This window comes from Georgenia satyanarayanai, assembly GCF_900116375.1.
In the GTDB taxonomy this organism is placed as follows: Bacteria; Actinomycetota; Actinomycetes; order Actinomycetales; family Actinomycetaceae; genus Oceanitalea; species Oceanitalea nanhaiensis.
The window spans coordinates 89918-104045 of sequence record NZ_UETB01000013.1 but is presented as its reverse complement, the minus strand read 5'-3'; the positions used below and the strand labels follow the sequence as shown (position 1 = coordinate 104045).

The following is a 14128-nucleotide window of genomic DNA, read 5'->3' as shown; positions in this document are numbered from 1 at the left end:
CGAGACCATGAGGTTGGACCAGGTCCGCCCGAGGCGGACCATGAGCGCCGTCGAGAAGCTGTGCAGGACAAGCTTCTGCGCGGTGGCCGACTTCATCCGGGTGGAGCCGGTCAGCGCCTCGGGGCCGGTCTCGAGGACGATCGGGACGTCGACGTCGTCGAGGAGCAGCGCGCGCGGGTTGGAGGTGACGAGGGCGGTGAGGGCGCCGCGCTCGCGGGCGTGGGCGAGCGCGCCGGCCACGTACGGGGTGCGCCCGGACGCCGCCAGACCGACGACGACGTCCTGCTCGCACACGTCGGCGACGGCGTCGGCACCCGCGCCGCGGTCGTCCTCGACGTTCTCCGCGGCGCGCACGATGGCGGGCGGTCCTCCGGCGAGGTGGGCGGTGACGACCCCCTCCTCGAGCCGGAACGTCGGCAGCAGCTCGGCGGCGTCGATCACGCCGAGGCGTCCGCTCGTGCCGGCCCCGACGTAGTGGACGGTGCCGCCGGCGCGGACCCGCTCGGTCGCGCCGTCGACGAGGCGGGCGAGGTTCGGGAGGCTGGCGGCGACGGCGTCCGGGACGAGCCGGTCCTCGGCGTTGATGAGGGCGAGCAGCTCGAGGGTGTCGACGACGTCGAGGTCGACGGTGCGGGGGTTGCGCTCCTCGGTGGGCGAGTCGACGGTGACACCCCAGCGGGTGCCCTCTCCTGGCGACATCGCGACTCCTGTTCGGTGGTGCTCCCGGCGCTGGGCCCGTGACAGTCTTGCTCCCGAGGACGATGCCGCCTCGTCGGGGGGATGTCAAGGAGTTACGTCCTTGTACGATTCATGCAAAGTTACTTTCATCGACGAAGGATGGTCACCATGGCCGAGGCTGCCCCGCCCGACGGCGCCGCACTCGTGAGCCGGATCGGCGCGCTGCTGCCCGAGCTGCGCCCCGCCGAGCGGCGCGTGGGGGAGGCGGTCGTCGCCGACCCGACCTCGGTGGCGCGCGAGTCCATCACGGCGCTCGCCGAGCGCTGCCGGACGTCCGCGCCGACGGTCGTGCGCTTCGCCAAGCGGATGGGCTTCTCCGGCTACCCGCAGCTGCGCCTCGCGCTGGCCAAGGCGGCCGGCATCGAGGAGGGCCGCACCGCCCGCGGCCCGATCTCCGGCACGCTCGACGCCGGGGACACCCTCGAGCAGGTGGTCGCGAAGATTGGCTACGCCGACGCGCGCGCCGTCGAGGACACCACCGCGATGCTTGACATCCCGGCCCTCGAGGCGGCGGTCGACGCGCTCGTCGGGGCCCGGCGCATCGACATCATCGGCGTCGGGGCGAGCGGCGTCACGGCGATGGACCTGTGCCAAAAGCTCTCGCGCCTGGGGCTCAGCGCCGTCGACCACCACGACCGCCACGCCGCGCTCACCGCGGTGTCCCTGCGGGGCCCGGGCGACGTCGTCATCGCCGTCTCCCACTCCGGCAGCACGCCCGACGCGATCGCTCCCACCCGCCTCGCCGCCGAGCAGGGCGCGACGACGATCGCCCTCACCAACCACCCGGGCTCCAAGCTCGCGCAGACCGCCGACATCGCGCTCGTGACGACCACCCGGGAGACGACCTTCCGCTCGGGCGCGATGGCGAGCCGGATCGCCCAGCTCGTCGTCGTCGACTGCGTCTTCGTGGGCGTGGCGATGCGGGACATGACCGCCACCCGCTCCGCACTCGACGCCAGCTTCAAGGCCGTCGCCGACCTGTAGCCCCGCGCCCTCCCGGCAGGTTCGCAGGGACGGCCGGCCACCCGGGCAGCGTGGTGACGGACGCCGGCGGTGCGGGAAGGTGCGACGCGCCGGTCTAGCATCCACAGATGCGCACCGTGCCGGCCGTCGCCGCCCTCGCGGCCGGACTCGTCCTGGCCTCGTGCGCCGGGCCCACCTCACCCGACGACATCGCTCGCGACAGCGGGACCTCCGCCCCGCTCCCGCCCACCTCGGGCGCCTTCGACTACCAGCTCGGGGCGGCGTACGGCGAGCCGGGGGAGCTCGACGTCGTGGTGCGCGATGCGGCGGCCGACCCCCTCGAGGGCGCCTACAACGTCTGCTACGTCAACGGCTTCCAGACCCAGCCCGGCACGTTGCCCGACTGGGAGCGCCTCCGCCCTGAGGCGCTCCTGCGCGAGGACGACGGCGCACCGGTCATCGACCCCGACTGGCCTGACGAGGCCGTGCTCGACCCGTCCACGCCCGGGCAGCGCGAGGACATCGTCGCCGTCGTGGGCGTGCTGATCGACGGGTGCGCGGAGGCGGGGTTCGACGCCGTCGAGATCGACAACCTCGACACCTTCCTCCGCTTCGACGGCGTGGAGCGCTCCGGCGCGCTCGCCCTCGCCCGGAAGTACGCGGACCGGGCGCACGCCGCCGGGCTCGCGATCGCGCAGAAGAACGCGGCGGAGCTCGGCGCCGTCGGCCGCGACGAGGTCGGGTTCGACCTCGCGGTCGTCGAGGAGTGCGCGGCGTTCGAGGAGTGCGGTGCCTACCGGGCGGTCTACGGCGCCCACGTCCTGCAGGTCGAGTACGACGACGGCGACCTCTCGCTCGACGAGCTGTGCGCGGCTCCCGAGCGTGCGCCGCTCACCGTCCTGCGTGACCGCCGCCTCGTCGGGCCGGCGACCGAGGGGTACGTCCGCCGGCACTGTCCGACGACGTAGCCCCCACCGCTACCATCACGCGGGTGGAGACAGTGCGGTGGGGCATCATCGGCGTCGGCAACGTCACCGAGGTCAAGAGCGGGCCCGGCTTCCAGCAGGCCGAGCGCTCCACGCTCGTCGCGGTCATGCGCCGTGACGCTGAGAAGGCCGCGGACTACGCCCGCCGCCACGGCGTCCCGCGCTGGTACGACGACGCCGACGCCCTCATCCACGACGACGAGGTCGACGCCGTCTACGTCGCCACCCCGCCCGACTCCCACCGTGACTACGCGGTCCGGGTCCTCGAGGCCGGCAAGCCCGTCTACGTCGAGAAGCCGATGGCCCGCACCACCGCCGAGTGCGAGGACATGATCGCTGCCGCCGAGCGCACCGGTCTGCCGTTGTTCGTCGCCTACTACCGCCGCGCCATGCCGCGCTTCGTCACCGTCAAGAAGATGCTTGACGACGGCGTCATCGGCACCGTCCACGCCGTCGCGGTCCACGCGTCCAAGCCGGCCGTCATCGACGACGGCGCGGACGCGCCCTGGAGGGTGCGGCCCGAGGTGAGTGGGGGCGGGCACTTCGTCGACCTCGCCTCCCACACCCTCGACCTCCTCGACCACCTCCTGGGGCCGGTCACGAAGGTCACCGGGCACGCCGCTCGTTTCGGCCGGGCGACGCTCGCGGAGGACGTCGTCAGTGCGTCATTCCAGCTGGAGTCCGGGGCGCTCGGCAGCGGCCTGTGGAGCTACGGCACCCAGGAGCAGCGCGACGAGGTCCGCATCCTCGGCACGGCCGGGTCGCTGCAGTTCTCGACCTTCGGCCAGGAGCCGATCCTCCTCACCACCGCCGACGGGGAGCGCCGCATCGAGGCGCCCTACCCGGCCACCGTCCAGCTGCCGCTCATCCAGACCGTGGTGGACGAGCTCACCGGTCACGGCACGTCCCCGAGCACGGGGCGCAGCGCGGTCCGCACCGCCCGCGTCGTCGACGCCGTGCTCGCCGACTACCGCGCCGCGAACGGCATCGCGCTGCCCTGAGGCGTCAGCGCGCGCCGAGCGCGCGCAGCCGCTCCGTGAGCCCGAGCCGCACGGTGGGCCACTCCCGGTCGATCACCGAGAAGACGACGACGTCCCGGACGGTGCCGTCGCGCCACACGTCGTGGTTGCGCAGCACGCCGTCCTGCTTCGCTCCGAGCGCGGCGATCGCGCGGCGGGAGCGGTGGTTGTGCCAGTGGGTGCGCAGCTCGACGGCGATGCAGCCGAGCGTGTCGAAGGCGTGGCTGAGCTGGAGCAGCTTGGCCTCGGTGTTGACCCCGGTGCCCTGGGCGCTCGCGGCGATCCACGTCGAGCCGATCTCCAGCCGGCGGTTGTCCTCGCGGATGTTGAGGAACGTCGTGACGCCGAGGGCGGCGCCGTCGGCGTTGCGCCGCAGCACCCACGGCACCACGCGGCCGGCGGCGTGCTGGGCCAACCGGGCCGCGACGTCGTCGTGCATCGCGTCAGGTGAGGGGACACGGGTGTACCAGAGCTCGTGAAGGCGCCCGTCCTGCACGGCCACGGCCAGCTCGTCCGCGTGGTCGAGGCGCAGCGGCTCGAGCGTGACGAGCGCGCCAGCAAGGGGAACGGCGACGGAGAAGCTCACGTGACGCATCCTAGAGACCCCCGCTGTCGTTGAAGGCGACCAGGTGCGAAGGTGCGGGGCGGGGGAGGGGCGGGCGTCACGGAAGGAAGTGGCGGGCCGGTGTGTTGTCACCGGCGTGCCCCCCGTCCTCCTCCAGACCGAGCGTGCCCGTGCGCACGGCGAGACCGTGCACACGGCCGACGTCGTCGTCATCGGGGCGGGGCAGGCGGGGCTGTCGGCGGCCTACCACCTGCAGCGGCGCGGCTACCGGCCCGCACCGGAGACGCGTCCGCGCGGTTTCGTCGTGCTCGACGGCGAGGAGGGCCCGGGCGGCGCGTGGCGCCACCGCTGGGACTCGCTGCGCATGGCGACCGTCAACGGCATCCACGACCTGCCCGGCATGGAGCAGGACCCGCCCGACGCGTGCGAGCCGTCGAACACCGCGCTGCCGCGGTACTTCTCGCGGTACGAGGAGCGTTTCGACCTGCCCGTCGTCCGCCCGGTCCGGGTCGAGGCCGTGGAGCGGACGGATGAGGACCCCCGCGGCCTGCTGCGGGTGCGCACCGACCGCGGCACCTGGCTGACGCGGGCGGTCGTCAACGCCACCGGCACGTGGAACCGGCCGTACTGGCCGAGCTACCCCGGGCAGGAGACCTTCACCGGACGCCAGCTCCACACCGCGGACTACGGGAGCGCCGAGGAGTTCCGCGGCCGGCACGTCGTCGTCGTGGGCGGCGGGATCTCCGCCGTCCAGCTCCTCGACGAGATCTCCCAGGTCACCTCGACGACGTGGGTGACCCGCCGTGAGCCCGTCTGGCGGGACGGCCCGTTCGGCCCCGACGAGGGACGCCGAGCGGTCGCCATGGTCGAGGAGCGGGTGCGCGCCGGTCTGCCGCCGCGCTCGGTGGTGAGCGTGACCGGGCTGCTGTGGACGCCGGCGCTGCGGGCGGCCGCGCGGCGCGGTGCCCTGGACCGCCGGCCCGTGTTCACGAGGATCGTGCCCGACGGCGTGCGCTGGGCGGACGGCACCGTGCAGGCCGCCGACGTCATCCTGTGGGCGACCGGCTTCCGTCCCCAGCTGAGCCACCTCGCCCCGCTGCGTCTGCGCGGGCCGGGCGGCGGGATCGTCATGGACGGCACGCGGGTGGCCGACGAGCCGCGCGTGCACCTCGTCGGGTACGGGCCGTCGTCGTCGACGATCGGCGCCAACCGCGCCGGGCGGGACGCCGTGCGGGAGATCGACACGCTGCTCGCGCAGGACTAGCCGCAAACGACCCGTGCCGCCGTGCGGGAGGAGAGCTGCCGGCGGAGGGCTGGTGGGGCGGCCGGTGGTGCCGGCCGCCCCGACGCCTCAGCCGAGGCGGCGCAGGCCGAGGGTGTCGCGGCGGTCGCCGTTCCAGTCACCGACGAGCACCTCGTCGGTGGCGCGGCCGAAGGCGACGACGCGGTCGGCGTCACCGCCGCTGATCGAGTTCTTCAGGTGGTAGACGTTGCCGCGACGTACGCCGAAGGTGTCGCGCCCGTTGCCGTTCCAGTCCCCGACGATGACGTCGTCGTCCGCCCGGCCGTAGCTGATGACGGAGTCGGCGTCACCACCGGTGAGGGAGTTCTTCACGTGGTAGACGGAGCCGCGGCGCACGGCGAGCGTGTCGCGCCCGTCGCCGTTCCAGTCCCCCACGAGGACGTCGTCGTCCGCGTGCCCGTAGGTGATGACGCGCTGAGCGTCCCCCGGGCGGTTGTCGTTGCGGATGTGGTACTCACGGCCGCGGCGCACGGCGATGGAGTCGCGCCCGTCCCCGTTCCAGTCGCCGATGAGGATGACGTCGTTCGCGCGCCCGTAGGGGAAGGAGTAGTCCGCACCGCCGGCGCGCAGGGAGTTGCTCACGTGGAAGATCTTGCCGCGGCGCATGGTGATGGTGTCGGTGCGGTTGCCGTCCCAGTCACCGATGAGGACCTCGTCGTCGTCGCGGCCGTACTGGAAGACGATCTCCGCCTCGGCGCCGAGGGTGTTGGACAGGAAGAAGCCGGTGGGCGGCGGGGTGACGCGCCACCACTCGCTGAACAGGTCGAATCGGAGGTTGGTCAGCGTGCGGTTGCCGGTGCTGCACTCCACCCGGGCCTCGGTGATGCGGCCGCCGAAGGCGCCGTTCCCGTCGCGCTCGGTGATGACGAGGTTGCGCAGGCGTCCGTTGCTCGGGCAGTAGGCCTCGACGGTGCCCACGCTCAGCCGGTCGGTCCATGTCGTGCGGGTGTCACCGGGAGCGGTGCCGGTGTAGGGGTCGGGCTTGGCGACGAGGTAGGGGCGGGTGCTGGCCTTCGTCCACCCGCCGTTCGTCGAGGAGAACTGGGTGAAGGCGACGGAGCCGCCGTAGGTGCGCACCTCGCCGGCGGTGTCGGCGACCGCGGCGTCCGTGCGGGGGTGGTCGTGAGCGGTGAGGACGTCGCCGTCACGGTCGACGGTGGCGCGGCCGCCGTAGACCTGGCACTGCGTGGTGTCACAGGTGAGGCCGGCAGAGTTCCCGGCGATCTCGGCGAGCACGTAGCTGCGGGCCGCGACGCTCTGGGCGCGCAGCGCCTGGGTGTGCCAGGACGCCGGGACCTCCCGGGGGACGACGCCACGCAGGTACTGCTCCAGCGCCACGTGGTTGCGCACGTCGAAGAGCGTGCTGTTCTCCCGGACGAGCTGGATCGTCCCGCGGTACCAGGTGCCGCGCGTGGAGCTGGAGCCGACGACCGCCCCGACGTTGTTGTTGTCGGCGTTGCGGGCGGTGACGGTCAGCTCGGTGGCCGTGAAGGCGTGGACCGCACCGCCGCTGTGTCGGACCCAGAACCGGTTGTCGTCCGCGCGGTCGACGGTGACGTACCCGCCCGCGTAGGAGCGGGTCGTGTTGCCCGCGCCCGCGACCTGGAGCCGGTTCGCCCCCTGCGGCGCCCACAGCCGCACCGAGTCGGTGTTCTGGTGGGCCATGAGCCGCACGTCCAGCGGGTTGTTCCTCACCGAGCCGACGGCGGTCCCGGGGTAGTAGAACCCGAGGATCTGGCGGTGGGTCAGGCCCTGCAGGGCCGCGCCCTGCGCGCCCCACTGGGACATGCCGATGCCGTGGCCCCAGCCGCGACCCTGGATCTCCCAGGAGCCCGAGCCCGGGCGCGGGTAGGTCTCGTCCGCGGAGGCTGCGGTCGGCAGGCCGACCACCACCCCGAGCGTGAGAGCCGCCGCCAGGGCGGAGGAGAGCAGGTGACGGACGGAACGCATGGCGGCCTCGGCAAAGTTCAGGAGCGGGTGTCTCTGAGCGAGCGTATCCGCCCGCACGGGCGTCCGTCTGCCCCCTCGGCAGCGGATGGCCCCCCGGGGCAGGGCAGGTGCCCCGGGGGACCACCCGGTCAGGCGACGAGGCGGCGGATCAGCGTGCCGTCGTCGCCGTCTGTCGGGCACCGACCGTGGCCATGTGCCGGGCGGCGCGCATCCCGAACACGGCGGCCGGGCCGATGGTGGACCCCGGCCCGGGGTAGGTCCGGCCCATGACGGAGGCGGAGTTGTTGCCGGCCGAGTACAGGCCCTCGATGACGGAGCCGTCCTCCCGCAGCGCGCGCCCGTCGGCGTCGGTCACGACACCGCCCTTGGTGCCCAGGTCCCCGACGACGAGCTTGAAGGCCGTGAACGGGCCCTTCTCGATCGGGCCGAGGTTCGGGTTGGGACGCACGGTCGGGTCGCTGTAGTAGCGGTCGTAGGCGGAGTTGCCTCGGCCGAAGTCACCGTCGATGCCGGAACGGGTGAAGCCGTTGAAGCGGCGGACCGTCGCGGCGAAGCGCTCCTTGTCCACGCCCATCCTGGCCGCGAGCTCCTCGAGGGTGTCGGCCTTGATCATGATCCCGGCGTCCTGCATCTTCTTGTTCGCCCGCGGGTCCATGGCGTAGGTGCGCAGGTAGCGGCGTGCGTGACGGACGTCGGAGACCATCCAGTACGGGCCGTCCTTGTCGTGCTCGAGCATGTGGTGGCCGAGGTCGACGTAGGACTCCGACTCGTTGGCGAACCGCTCGCCGGTGGAGTCGACGATGATCGAGTAGGGGAAGGACCGCTCGCCGACGATGAAGGACGGCGAGCCGCCGGGCAGCGCCTCGATCGAGGCACCCCACCAGGCGTCGTCCATGAGCTCGAGGGCCGCCCCCGCCCGCGCCGCGATGTCGATGGGCTTGCCGAGGTTGCCCGGGGCGCCGGAGGGAGCGCCGTCGATGCCGTGGTGCTTGCGCCGCCACTCGACGTTCTGGTCGAAGCCCCCGGCCGCGAGCATGACGCCGTGCGTCGCTCGGACGGTCACCGCCTTGCCCTCGCGCGTCGTCCGGACGCCGACGACGCGGTCGTCCTCGACGACGAGCTCCTCGAGCGGGGAGCCGAGCCACAGCTCCGTACCGAGCTTCTGGACGACGACGTCGAGGAAGGCTGCCGTCCAGCCCGCCCCGATCCCTGCGAGCTTCTTGCCCGTGAGGAGGCCGCCGAGCGCGCGGAACACGAACTGGGCGCCGCGGACGAAGCCGCCCGGGGTGGACCAGGCGCGGCCGAGCAGCCACACGTCGTCGGTCTTGGCGGGCAACGGGATGGGCGACTGGCTGGTCCTCCACCAGTCCCCGATGCGCTTGGCGTCGAAGGGCTTGACCTCCAGGCCGCGGCCGATCTTGCCGCCGGGCAGCTCGGGGTAGTAGTCGGCGTAGTCGGGTGCCCGGACGAGCTCGATCCCGTACTTCTCCGCGGTGTCGACGAAGTCGGCGACGCCGTCCACGAAGGCTTCCTTGCGCTCGCGGCTGGTCGCGCGGCCTGCGTCGCCGATGGTGGCCTCCAGGTACTCCAGCGCCTCCTCGCGGGAGTCGCTGACGCGGTCGCGCGCCATGAGGGGGTTGTTCGGCAGCCACATGCCGCCGCCGGACATCGCGGTGTTGCCGCCCCACTTGTCCGTGCTCTCCAGCATGAGGACGCGCAGGCCCTTGTCGGCCGCGCCCAGCGCCGTGGCCATTCCCGCGGCTCCGCTACCGACGACGACGACGTCGTAGGTGTGGTCAAAGGTGGTCATCTTTGCTCCCTCCAGTCGGGACAGGTAGACCGGACACAACTGTCCGGTTCCTATGATGCGAGCATGGCGCTTACGGCCCGCGGAGGCAACCGAGGTCCGGCAGCGGCCGCCGACAACCGGCGCGCCCTGCTCCGGGCGGCACGCGACCTCTTCGCCGACAAGGGGTACAACGTCCCGCTGAGCGCGATCGCGCGTGAGGCCGGCGTCGGGCAGGGGGTGCTCTACCGGCACTTCCCGCGGCGTCTCGACCTCGCCTTCGCCGTCTTCGAGGAGAACTTCGCCGAGCTCGAGGCGCTCTCTGCGCGGACCGACCCCGACGTCTTCGAGCGCTTCTTCGAGCGGATCGTCGAGCTCATGGTCGAGTCGGTCGGCTTCGTCGAGCTGGTCGTCGGAGCCCGCGGCGTCGTCGAGGAGTACGACGGTGACGAGCGCCTGGCACGGCTCCTCACCACGCCTCTGGCGCGCGGCCAGGAGGCGGGTCGCGTCGCTTCGCGTGTCACCGTCGACGACGTCGGCCTGGCGCTGCGGATGATCTACGGCGTCGCGGCCACCGCCCGCGGGGACGCGGGGAGGCGGGCCGACGTCGAGCGGGTGCGTGACCTCGTCCTGAGCCGATGGCGCATCTGAGCGTGGCCCGGCTGCGAACGCGCACTCATTGACACGCGCTGGTTACCGAGTAACCTCAGCGGTACTTACTCAGTAACCAAGGAGTGTCATGTCCGTGCGGCACGGTCTGCTCGCCCTTCTCGTCGACGGGCCTATGCACACCTACCAGCTCAAGCAGCAGTTCGAGGAGCGCACCGGCGGGACCTGGCCACTCAACATCGGGCAGGTCTATACGACGGTCCAGCGCCTGGTGCGGGACGGCCTGGTGGAGACCTGCGCGGACGATGGTGGCGAGGTGGAGCGCTTCCGGCTCACGGCGACCGGTGCCGATGCCGCCGCCGCGTGGTGGACCACGCCGGTCTCGCGCGGCACCCCGGCCCGGGACGAGCTCGTCATCAAGCTCGCACTGGCGGCCACCGCGGAGGGCGTCGATGTCCTCGACCTCGTCCAGCGTCAGCGGCGCGAGTCGATGCGTTCCCTGCACGAGTACACCCGGCTGCACCGGACCACCGGTGACGATCTCGCGTGGAGCCTCGTCCTCGACCACCTGATCTTCACCCTCGAGGCGGAGCTGCGGTGGCTGGATCACGTCGAGGCGAAAGTCGTCCGCGCCGCGCGGACACGGACGGAGCGGCGACCCGCCGACCGTGCCGCGACCGAGGAGACGCAGGAGGCACGGTCGTGAGTGCAGCGGACCCCCGGCCGGTCCTGCTCAGCCTGCGCGGCGTGAGTCGCGTGCACGGCTCCGGGGCCACCGCGGTCCGCGCCCTGCGCGGGGTTGACCTCGACGTCCGGATCGGTGAGCTGGTGGCCATCATGGGGGCCTCCGGCTCCGGCAAGTCGACCCTGCTCAACATCGCCGGCGGTCTCGACACCCCGACCGAGGGCACCGTGAACCTCGGCCGGCACGACATCGCCAGTCTCGACCAGAAGGCGCGCGCCAGGCTCCGACGGCGCTCCATCGGCTACGTGTTCCAGGACTTCAACCTCATTCCGGCTCTCACCGGGCTCGAGAACGTCTCGCTGCCACGCGAGCTCGACGGCGTCCCGTTGCGCACCGCCCGCAAGGAGGCTCGCACGGCGCTGGATGAGGTGGGCATGGCGGACCTTGCCGACCGTTTCCCCGACGAGATGTCCGGAGGTCAGCGCCAGCGAGTGGCGATTGCCCGCGCATTCGTGGGCCCGCGTCGTCTCGTGCTGGCTGACGAGCCGACCGGGGCACTCGACTCGGCCACCGGGGAGGATGTCCTGCGGCTCCTGCGTGCACGCGTCGACGCCGGTGCGGGTGGGCTGCTCGTCACCCACGAGGCGCGCCACGCCGCCTGGGCGGACCGGACGATCTTCATTCGCGACGGCGTGGTCATCGACTCCACCGGTGAGCTGGCGGAGCCGGAGTCCCTGTTGAGCGCTACGGACGGGCACTGATGGGCCGCCGCCTGGTGGCGCTGCGCGCCGCCGGACGCATCGCGGCGCGTGATGCGAGACGGGCGAAGGGCCGCACGGCGCTCGTGGCCACCATGATCGGGCTCCCGCTCCTCGTCGGGACCGCCGGTGGCACGCTCCTCTCGTCGCTCGACCCCAGTCCCGAGCAGGTCGTTTCGGAGCGGCTCGGCGAGGTCGCCCAGGCGGAGGTCACCGGGTGGTACGACGAGGGTGTCGAGCAGGGGCCGCTCGGGCACTACGGGGGGTGGTCGACCTTCGGGTCGGTAGACCCGGAGCCGCCGAGTGTCGAGGAGCACGAAGATGCGGTCGCGGCCGTCCTGCCAGCGGGAAGCGTGCTCGTCCGTGCGGGCCTGGGCGGTGGCATGGCCACGAGCGAGGAGCGCGCCCGGCCGAGCTACGCCGAGATCCTCGAGCTGCCGCCCGACCGCCTCACCCAGGTCGTCTCCACGCCATTGGCGGTGGGTTCCATGCCGCGCGCGCCAGGTGAGCTCCTTCTCGACCACGGCACCGCCGAGACCTTCGCCGTCGGTGTCGGTGACCCGCTCGCCGTCGAGGTCGGCGGGCCGCAGCCGGTGACCGGCACGGTGGTCGGCATCCTCGAGCCGGCCTTCCAGGCCGCCCCAGTCCTGGCACTACCCGGCACCCTGCCCGATGACCGGGAACGTGCCGGGGGATGGGGCGCGATGCCGGTGCGCTGGTTCGTCTTCGGTGACGAGCCGGTCATGGCAGAGCACGTTCGGGAGATCAACGCCCTCGGCTCGCTCGTCCTCAGCAGGTATGTCGTCCTTCACCCGGAGGGGCTGGGCTCGGGGTCCATGACGGGCAGCGCGGACGCCGGTGCCGTCGCCGTCGTCGGTGCCGTCGGTGCCGTCGCCCTCATCGAGGCGGTGCTGCTCATCGGGCCCGCCTTCGCCGTCGGCGCACAGCGCAACCGTCGTCAGCTGGCGATGGTGGCGGCCACCGGCGGCAGCGCACGAGACGTGCGCCGGGTGGTCCTCCTCGGCGGTGTCACGACAGGACTCGCCGCATCGGTCCTCGCCGTCGTCCTCGGACTGGTGCTCACCGCCATGGGCGTCTGGCTCGTCAACCTCGTGCGCCCCGCCACGATCCCGGGCCTGCAGGTGCCGTGGCTCGTGCTGCCCGCCATCGTGCTGCTCGGCACCCTCGTCGCGACGGCGGCCGCGTGGCTGCCGTCCCGGCAGGCCGAACGTCTGGACGTCGTCGCGGCGATCGCCGGCCGTCGCGCCGAGGCACGTCCTCGCCGCCGGGTGCCGATCGCCGGCGCGGGGCTCGCGGCCGCGGGTGTCGTCGCCGCGCTCGCCGGAGCCGGAGCCTCCCAGCCCTTCCTGGTCGTCGGTGGGGTCATCGCGCTCGAGATCGGCATCGTGGCCACGGCCGGCAGTATCGTCGCCCTCCTGGCCAGGCTGGCACCGCGCCTGGGAGTCGCCGGTCGCTTCGCCCTGCGCGACGCCGCACGGCAACGGTCCCGCACGGCCCCGGCGGTCGCCGCCATCGTCGCGGCGCTGGCAGGTGCCACCGCTGGGGCCGGGTTCATCGCCTCCTCAGAGGCACAGCAGGAGGCGACGTACCTGGCGTCGGGGCCCGAGGGAACCGTGACCGCGGGCCTCCTGCCCTGGGAGTCCGTCGCTGCGGTGACCACCGACCAGCTGGCCACGCTGACGACAGTTTTGCGGCAGACCCTCCCGGTCGAGGACGTCCACGTCGCCACCATGGCGGCGCTCGCAGATCCCGACAGCCCCTCGGCCGACCAGGCGGCCTATCTCGTCACGAGGTGGCCGGGCGACCAGTCCGAGTGCCCGCTGGACGAGCTGAGTGACCCCGATACCGCCGAGCTCGTCGAGCACGCTGACGATCCGCGCTGCCAGCGCAGCGCGTGGCAGCAGACGCAGCCACTCGTCTCCAGGCTCACCGGGGCGGTCCTCGTCGACGACGGCACCCTGATGACAAGTCTTGGCTTCCCGGAGGGGCAGAAGGCCGCGGCGGCCCTTGCCCGGGGCCGGGTCGTGGTTCCCAGCGAGCTCATGGTTCATCCTGACGGGAAGGTCCACCTGGACGTCGACACCGGCCAGTCCGGCGTGGTCGACACCTACGAGCTCCCGGCCACCGCCGCAGAGCTTGGCGGCAGCCCGATGGACGACGTCTTCGGCATGGTCTTCCCGCCCCGGGTGGTCGAGGAGCTCGGCCTCCACAGCGAGCCCGTCGGACTCCTCGCCGCGACCTCCCGCATTCCCACGGAAGCCGAGGAGGCTGCCGCGTCCGACGCCCTCTACCGGTTCGACGAGACGTCCTACCTCGGTGTCGAGCGTGGGCCGGGAGGCGGGTCGATCGCCGTCTGGGTCGTCGTCGGTGCTGCTCTCGTCGTCGGGCTGGGTGCGACGACGATGAGCATCGCGCTGGCCCACACGGAGACGCGGCCGGACCTGGCCACCCTCGCGGCCGTCGGTGCCTCGCCAAGGCTCCGCCGGCGTATTGCCGCGGCGCAGGCCGGCGTGCTCACACTCGTCGGCGGTGTGCTGGGGACCGGCACCGGGCTTCTGCTCGCGGCGGTCGTCGTCATCGCGATGCGGCACCAGTGGGGGGTGTTGGACCCGCACTGGCAACTCGTCGTCCCGTGGCCGGCCGTTGCCGCGATCGGGCTCGGCGTTCCGCTGCTGGCCATGGCCGCCGCGTGGCTCCTCACGCGGTCACGGCTCCCTATGGTGCGGCGGATCGCGGCGTAGTCCG

12 protein-coding genes are annotated in these 14128 nt (G+C 72.8%); 8 read left to right on the top strand and 4 right to left on the bottom strand.

Translation table 11 applies throughout. The features are described from left to right. Positions 1–699: N-acetylmuramic acid 6-phosphate etherase (locus tag DSZ44_RS14595; protein ID WP_146237575.1), on the bottom strand; the 699-nt coding region annotated here is incomplete at its 3' end. 147 nt (positions 700–846) lie between these two features. On the opposite strand from DSZ44_RS14595, the gene DSZ44_RS14590 reads away from it, so the two are divergent. From DSZ44_RS14590 to DSZ44_RS14580, 3 genes are all read left to right on the top strand, one after another. After that, positions 847–1722, top strand: a complete 876-nt coding sequence (locus tag DSZ44_RS14590; RefSeq protein ID WP_220035212.1) for a MurR/RpiR family transcriptional regulator — start codon at positions 847–849, stop codon at positions 1720–1722. A 107-nt stretch (positions 1723–1829) separates the two neighbouring features. After that, positions 1830–2669 carry an endo alpha-1,4 polygalactosaminidase gene (locus DSZ44_RS14585; RefSeq protein ID WP_110853362.1) on the top strand — a complete coding sequence of 280 codons (840 nt, stop codon included), beginning with the start codon at positions 1830–1832 and terminating at the stop codon, positions 2667–2669. 23 nt (positions 2670–2692) lie between these two features. After that, complete coding sequence (locus DSZ44_RS14580; RefSeq protein ID WP_110853361.1) at positions 2693–3688, top strand: Gfo/Idh/MocA family protein; 996 nt, start codon at positions 2693–2695, stop codon at positions 3686–3688. A gap of 4 nt (positions 3689–3692) precedes the next feature. On the opposite strand, the gene DSZ44_RS14575 is transcribed toward DSZ44_RS14580, so the two are convergent. Beyond that, on the bottom strand, positions 3693–4292 hold the full coding sequence (locus DSZ44_RS14575) for a GNAT family N-acetyltransferase (RefSeq protein ID WP_258369549.1): 600 nt from the start codon (positions 4290–4292) through the stop codon (positions 3693–3695). A gap of 166 nt (positions 4293–4458) precedes the next feature. On the opposite strand from DSZ44_RS14575, the gene DSZ44_RS14570 reads away from it, so the two are divergent. Continuing rightward, a complete protein-coding gene (locus DSZ44_RS14570) occupies positions 4459–5535 on the top strand; it encodes an NAD(P)-binding domain-containing protein (protein ID WP_110853369.1) in 1077 nt (358 codons plus the stop codon). Positions 5536–5622: 87 nt separating this feature from the next. Here DSZ44_RS14570 and DSZ44_RS14565 read toward each other — a convergent pair whose 3' ends face one another. Together DSZ44_RS14565 and DSZ44_RS14560 are read right to left on the bottom strand one after the other, a co-directional pair. Continuing rightward, on the bottom strand, positions 5623–7524 hold the full coding sequence (locus DSZ44_RS14565) for a SpoIID/LytB domain-containing protein (RefSeq protein ID WP_110853359.1): 1902 nt from the start codon (positions 7522–7524) through the stop codon (positions 5623–5625). A 148-nt stretch (positions 7525–7672) separates the two neighbouring features. Beyond that, positions 7673–9334 (bottom strand): FAD-dependent oxidoreductase, encoded by a 1662-nt coding sequence (locus tag DSZ44_RS14560; protein WP_110853358.1) that lies wholly within the window; start codon positions 9332–9334, stop codon positions 7673–7675. A gap of 63 nt (positions 9335–9397) precedes the next feature. On the opposite strand from DSZ44_RS14560, the gene DSZ44_RS18390 reads away from it, so the two are divergent. From DSZ44_RS18390 to DSZ44_RS14540, 4 genes are all read left to right on the top strand, one after another. Next, complete coding sequence (locus tag DSZ44_RS18390) at positions 9398–9961, top strand: TetR/AcrR family transcriptional regulator (RefSeq protein ID WP_110853357.1); 564 nt, start codon at positions 9398–9400, stop codon at positions 9959–9961. An 88-nt stretch (positions 9962–10049) separates the two neighbouring features. Beyond that, positions 10050–10625, top strand: coding sequence for a PadR family transcriptional regulator (locus DSZ44_RS14550; RefSeq protein WP_110853356.1), 576 nt, complete (start codon positions 10050–10052; stop codon positions 10623–10625). Then, positions 10622–11365, top strand: coding sequence for an ABC transporter ATP-binding protein (locus tag DSZ44_RS14545; protein WP_110853355.1), 744 nt, complete (start codon positions 10622–10624; stop codon positions 11363–11365). Before DSZ44_RS14550 ends, DSZ44_RS14545 begins: the two co-directional genes overlap by 4 nt. Next, positions 11365–14124, top strand: a complete 2760-nt coding sequence (locus tag DSZ44_RS14540) for an FtsX-like permease family protein (RefSeq protein ID WP_110853354.1) — start codon at positions 11365–11367, stop codon at positions 14122–14124. The genes DSZ44_RS14545 and DSZ44_RS14540 overlap by 1 nt, the downstream gene beginning before the upstream one ends. The last annotated feature ends 4 nt before the right edge of the window (positions 14125–14128 follow it).

Coding starts and splice junctions, on each gene's coding strand:
- DSZ44_RS14590 (WP_220035212.1), top strand. CDS start 847: ATGGCCGAGGCTGCCCCGCCCGACGGCGCCGCACTCGTGAGCCGGATC.
- DSZ44_RS14585 (WP_110853362.1), top strand. CDS start 1,830: ATGCGCACCGTGCCGGCCGTCGCCGCCCTCGCGGCCGGACTCGTCCTG.
- DSZ44_RS14565 (WP_110853359.1), bottom strand. CDS start 7,524: ATGCGTTCCGTCCGTCACCTGCTCTCCTCCGCCCTGGCGGCGGCTCTC.
- DSZ44_RS14560 (WP_110853358.1), bottom strand. CDS start 9,334: ATGACCACCTTTGACCACACCTACGACGTCGTCGTCGTCGGTAGCGGA.
- DSZ44_RS18390 (WP_110853357.1), top strand. CDS start 9,398: ATGGCGCTTACGGCCCGCGGAGGCAACCGAGGTCCGGCAGCGGCCGCC.
- DSZ44_RS14550 (WP_110853356.1), top strand. CDS start 10,050: ATGTCCGTGCGGCACGGTCTGCTCGCCCTTCTCGTCGACGGGCCTATG.
- DSZ44_RS14540 (WP_110853354.1), top strand. CDS start 11,365: ATGGGCCGCCGCCTGGTGGCGCTGCGCGCCGCCGGACGCATCGCGGCG.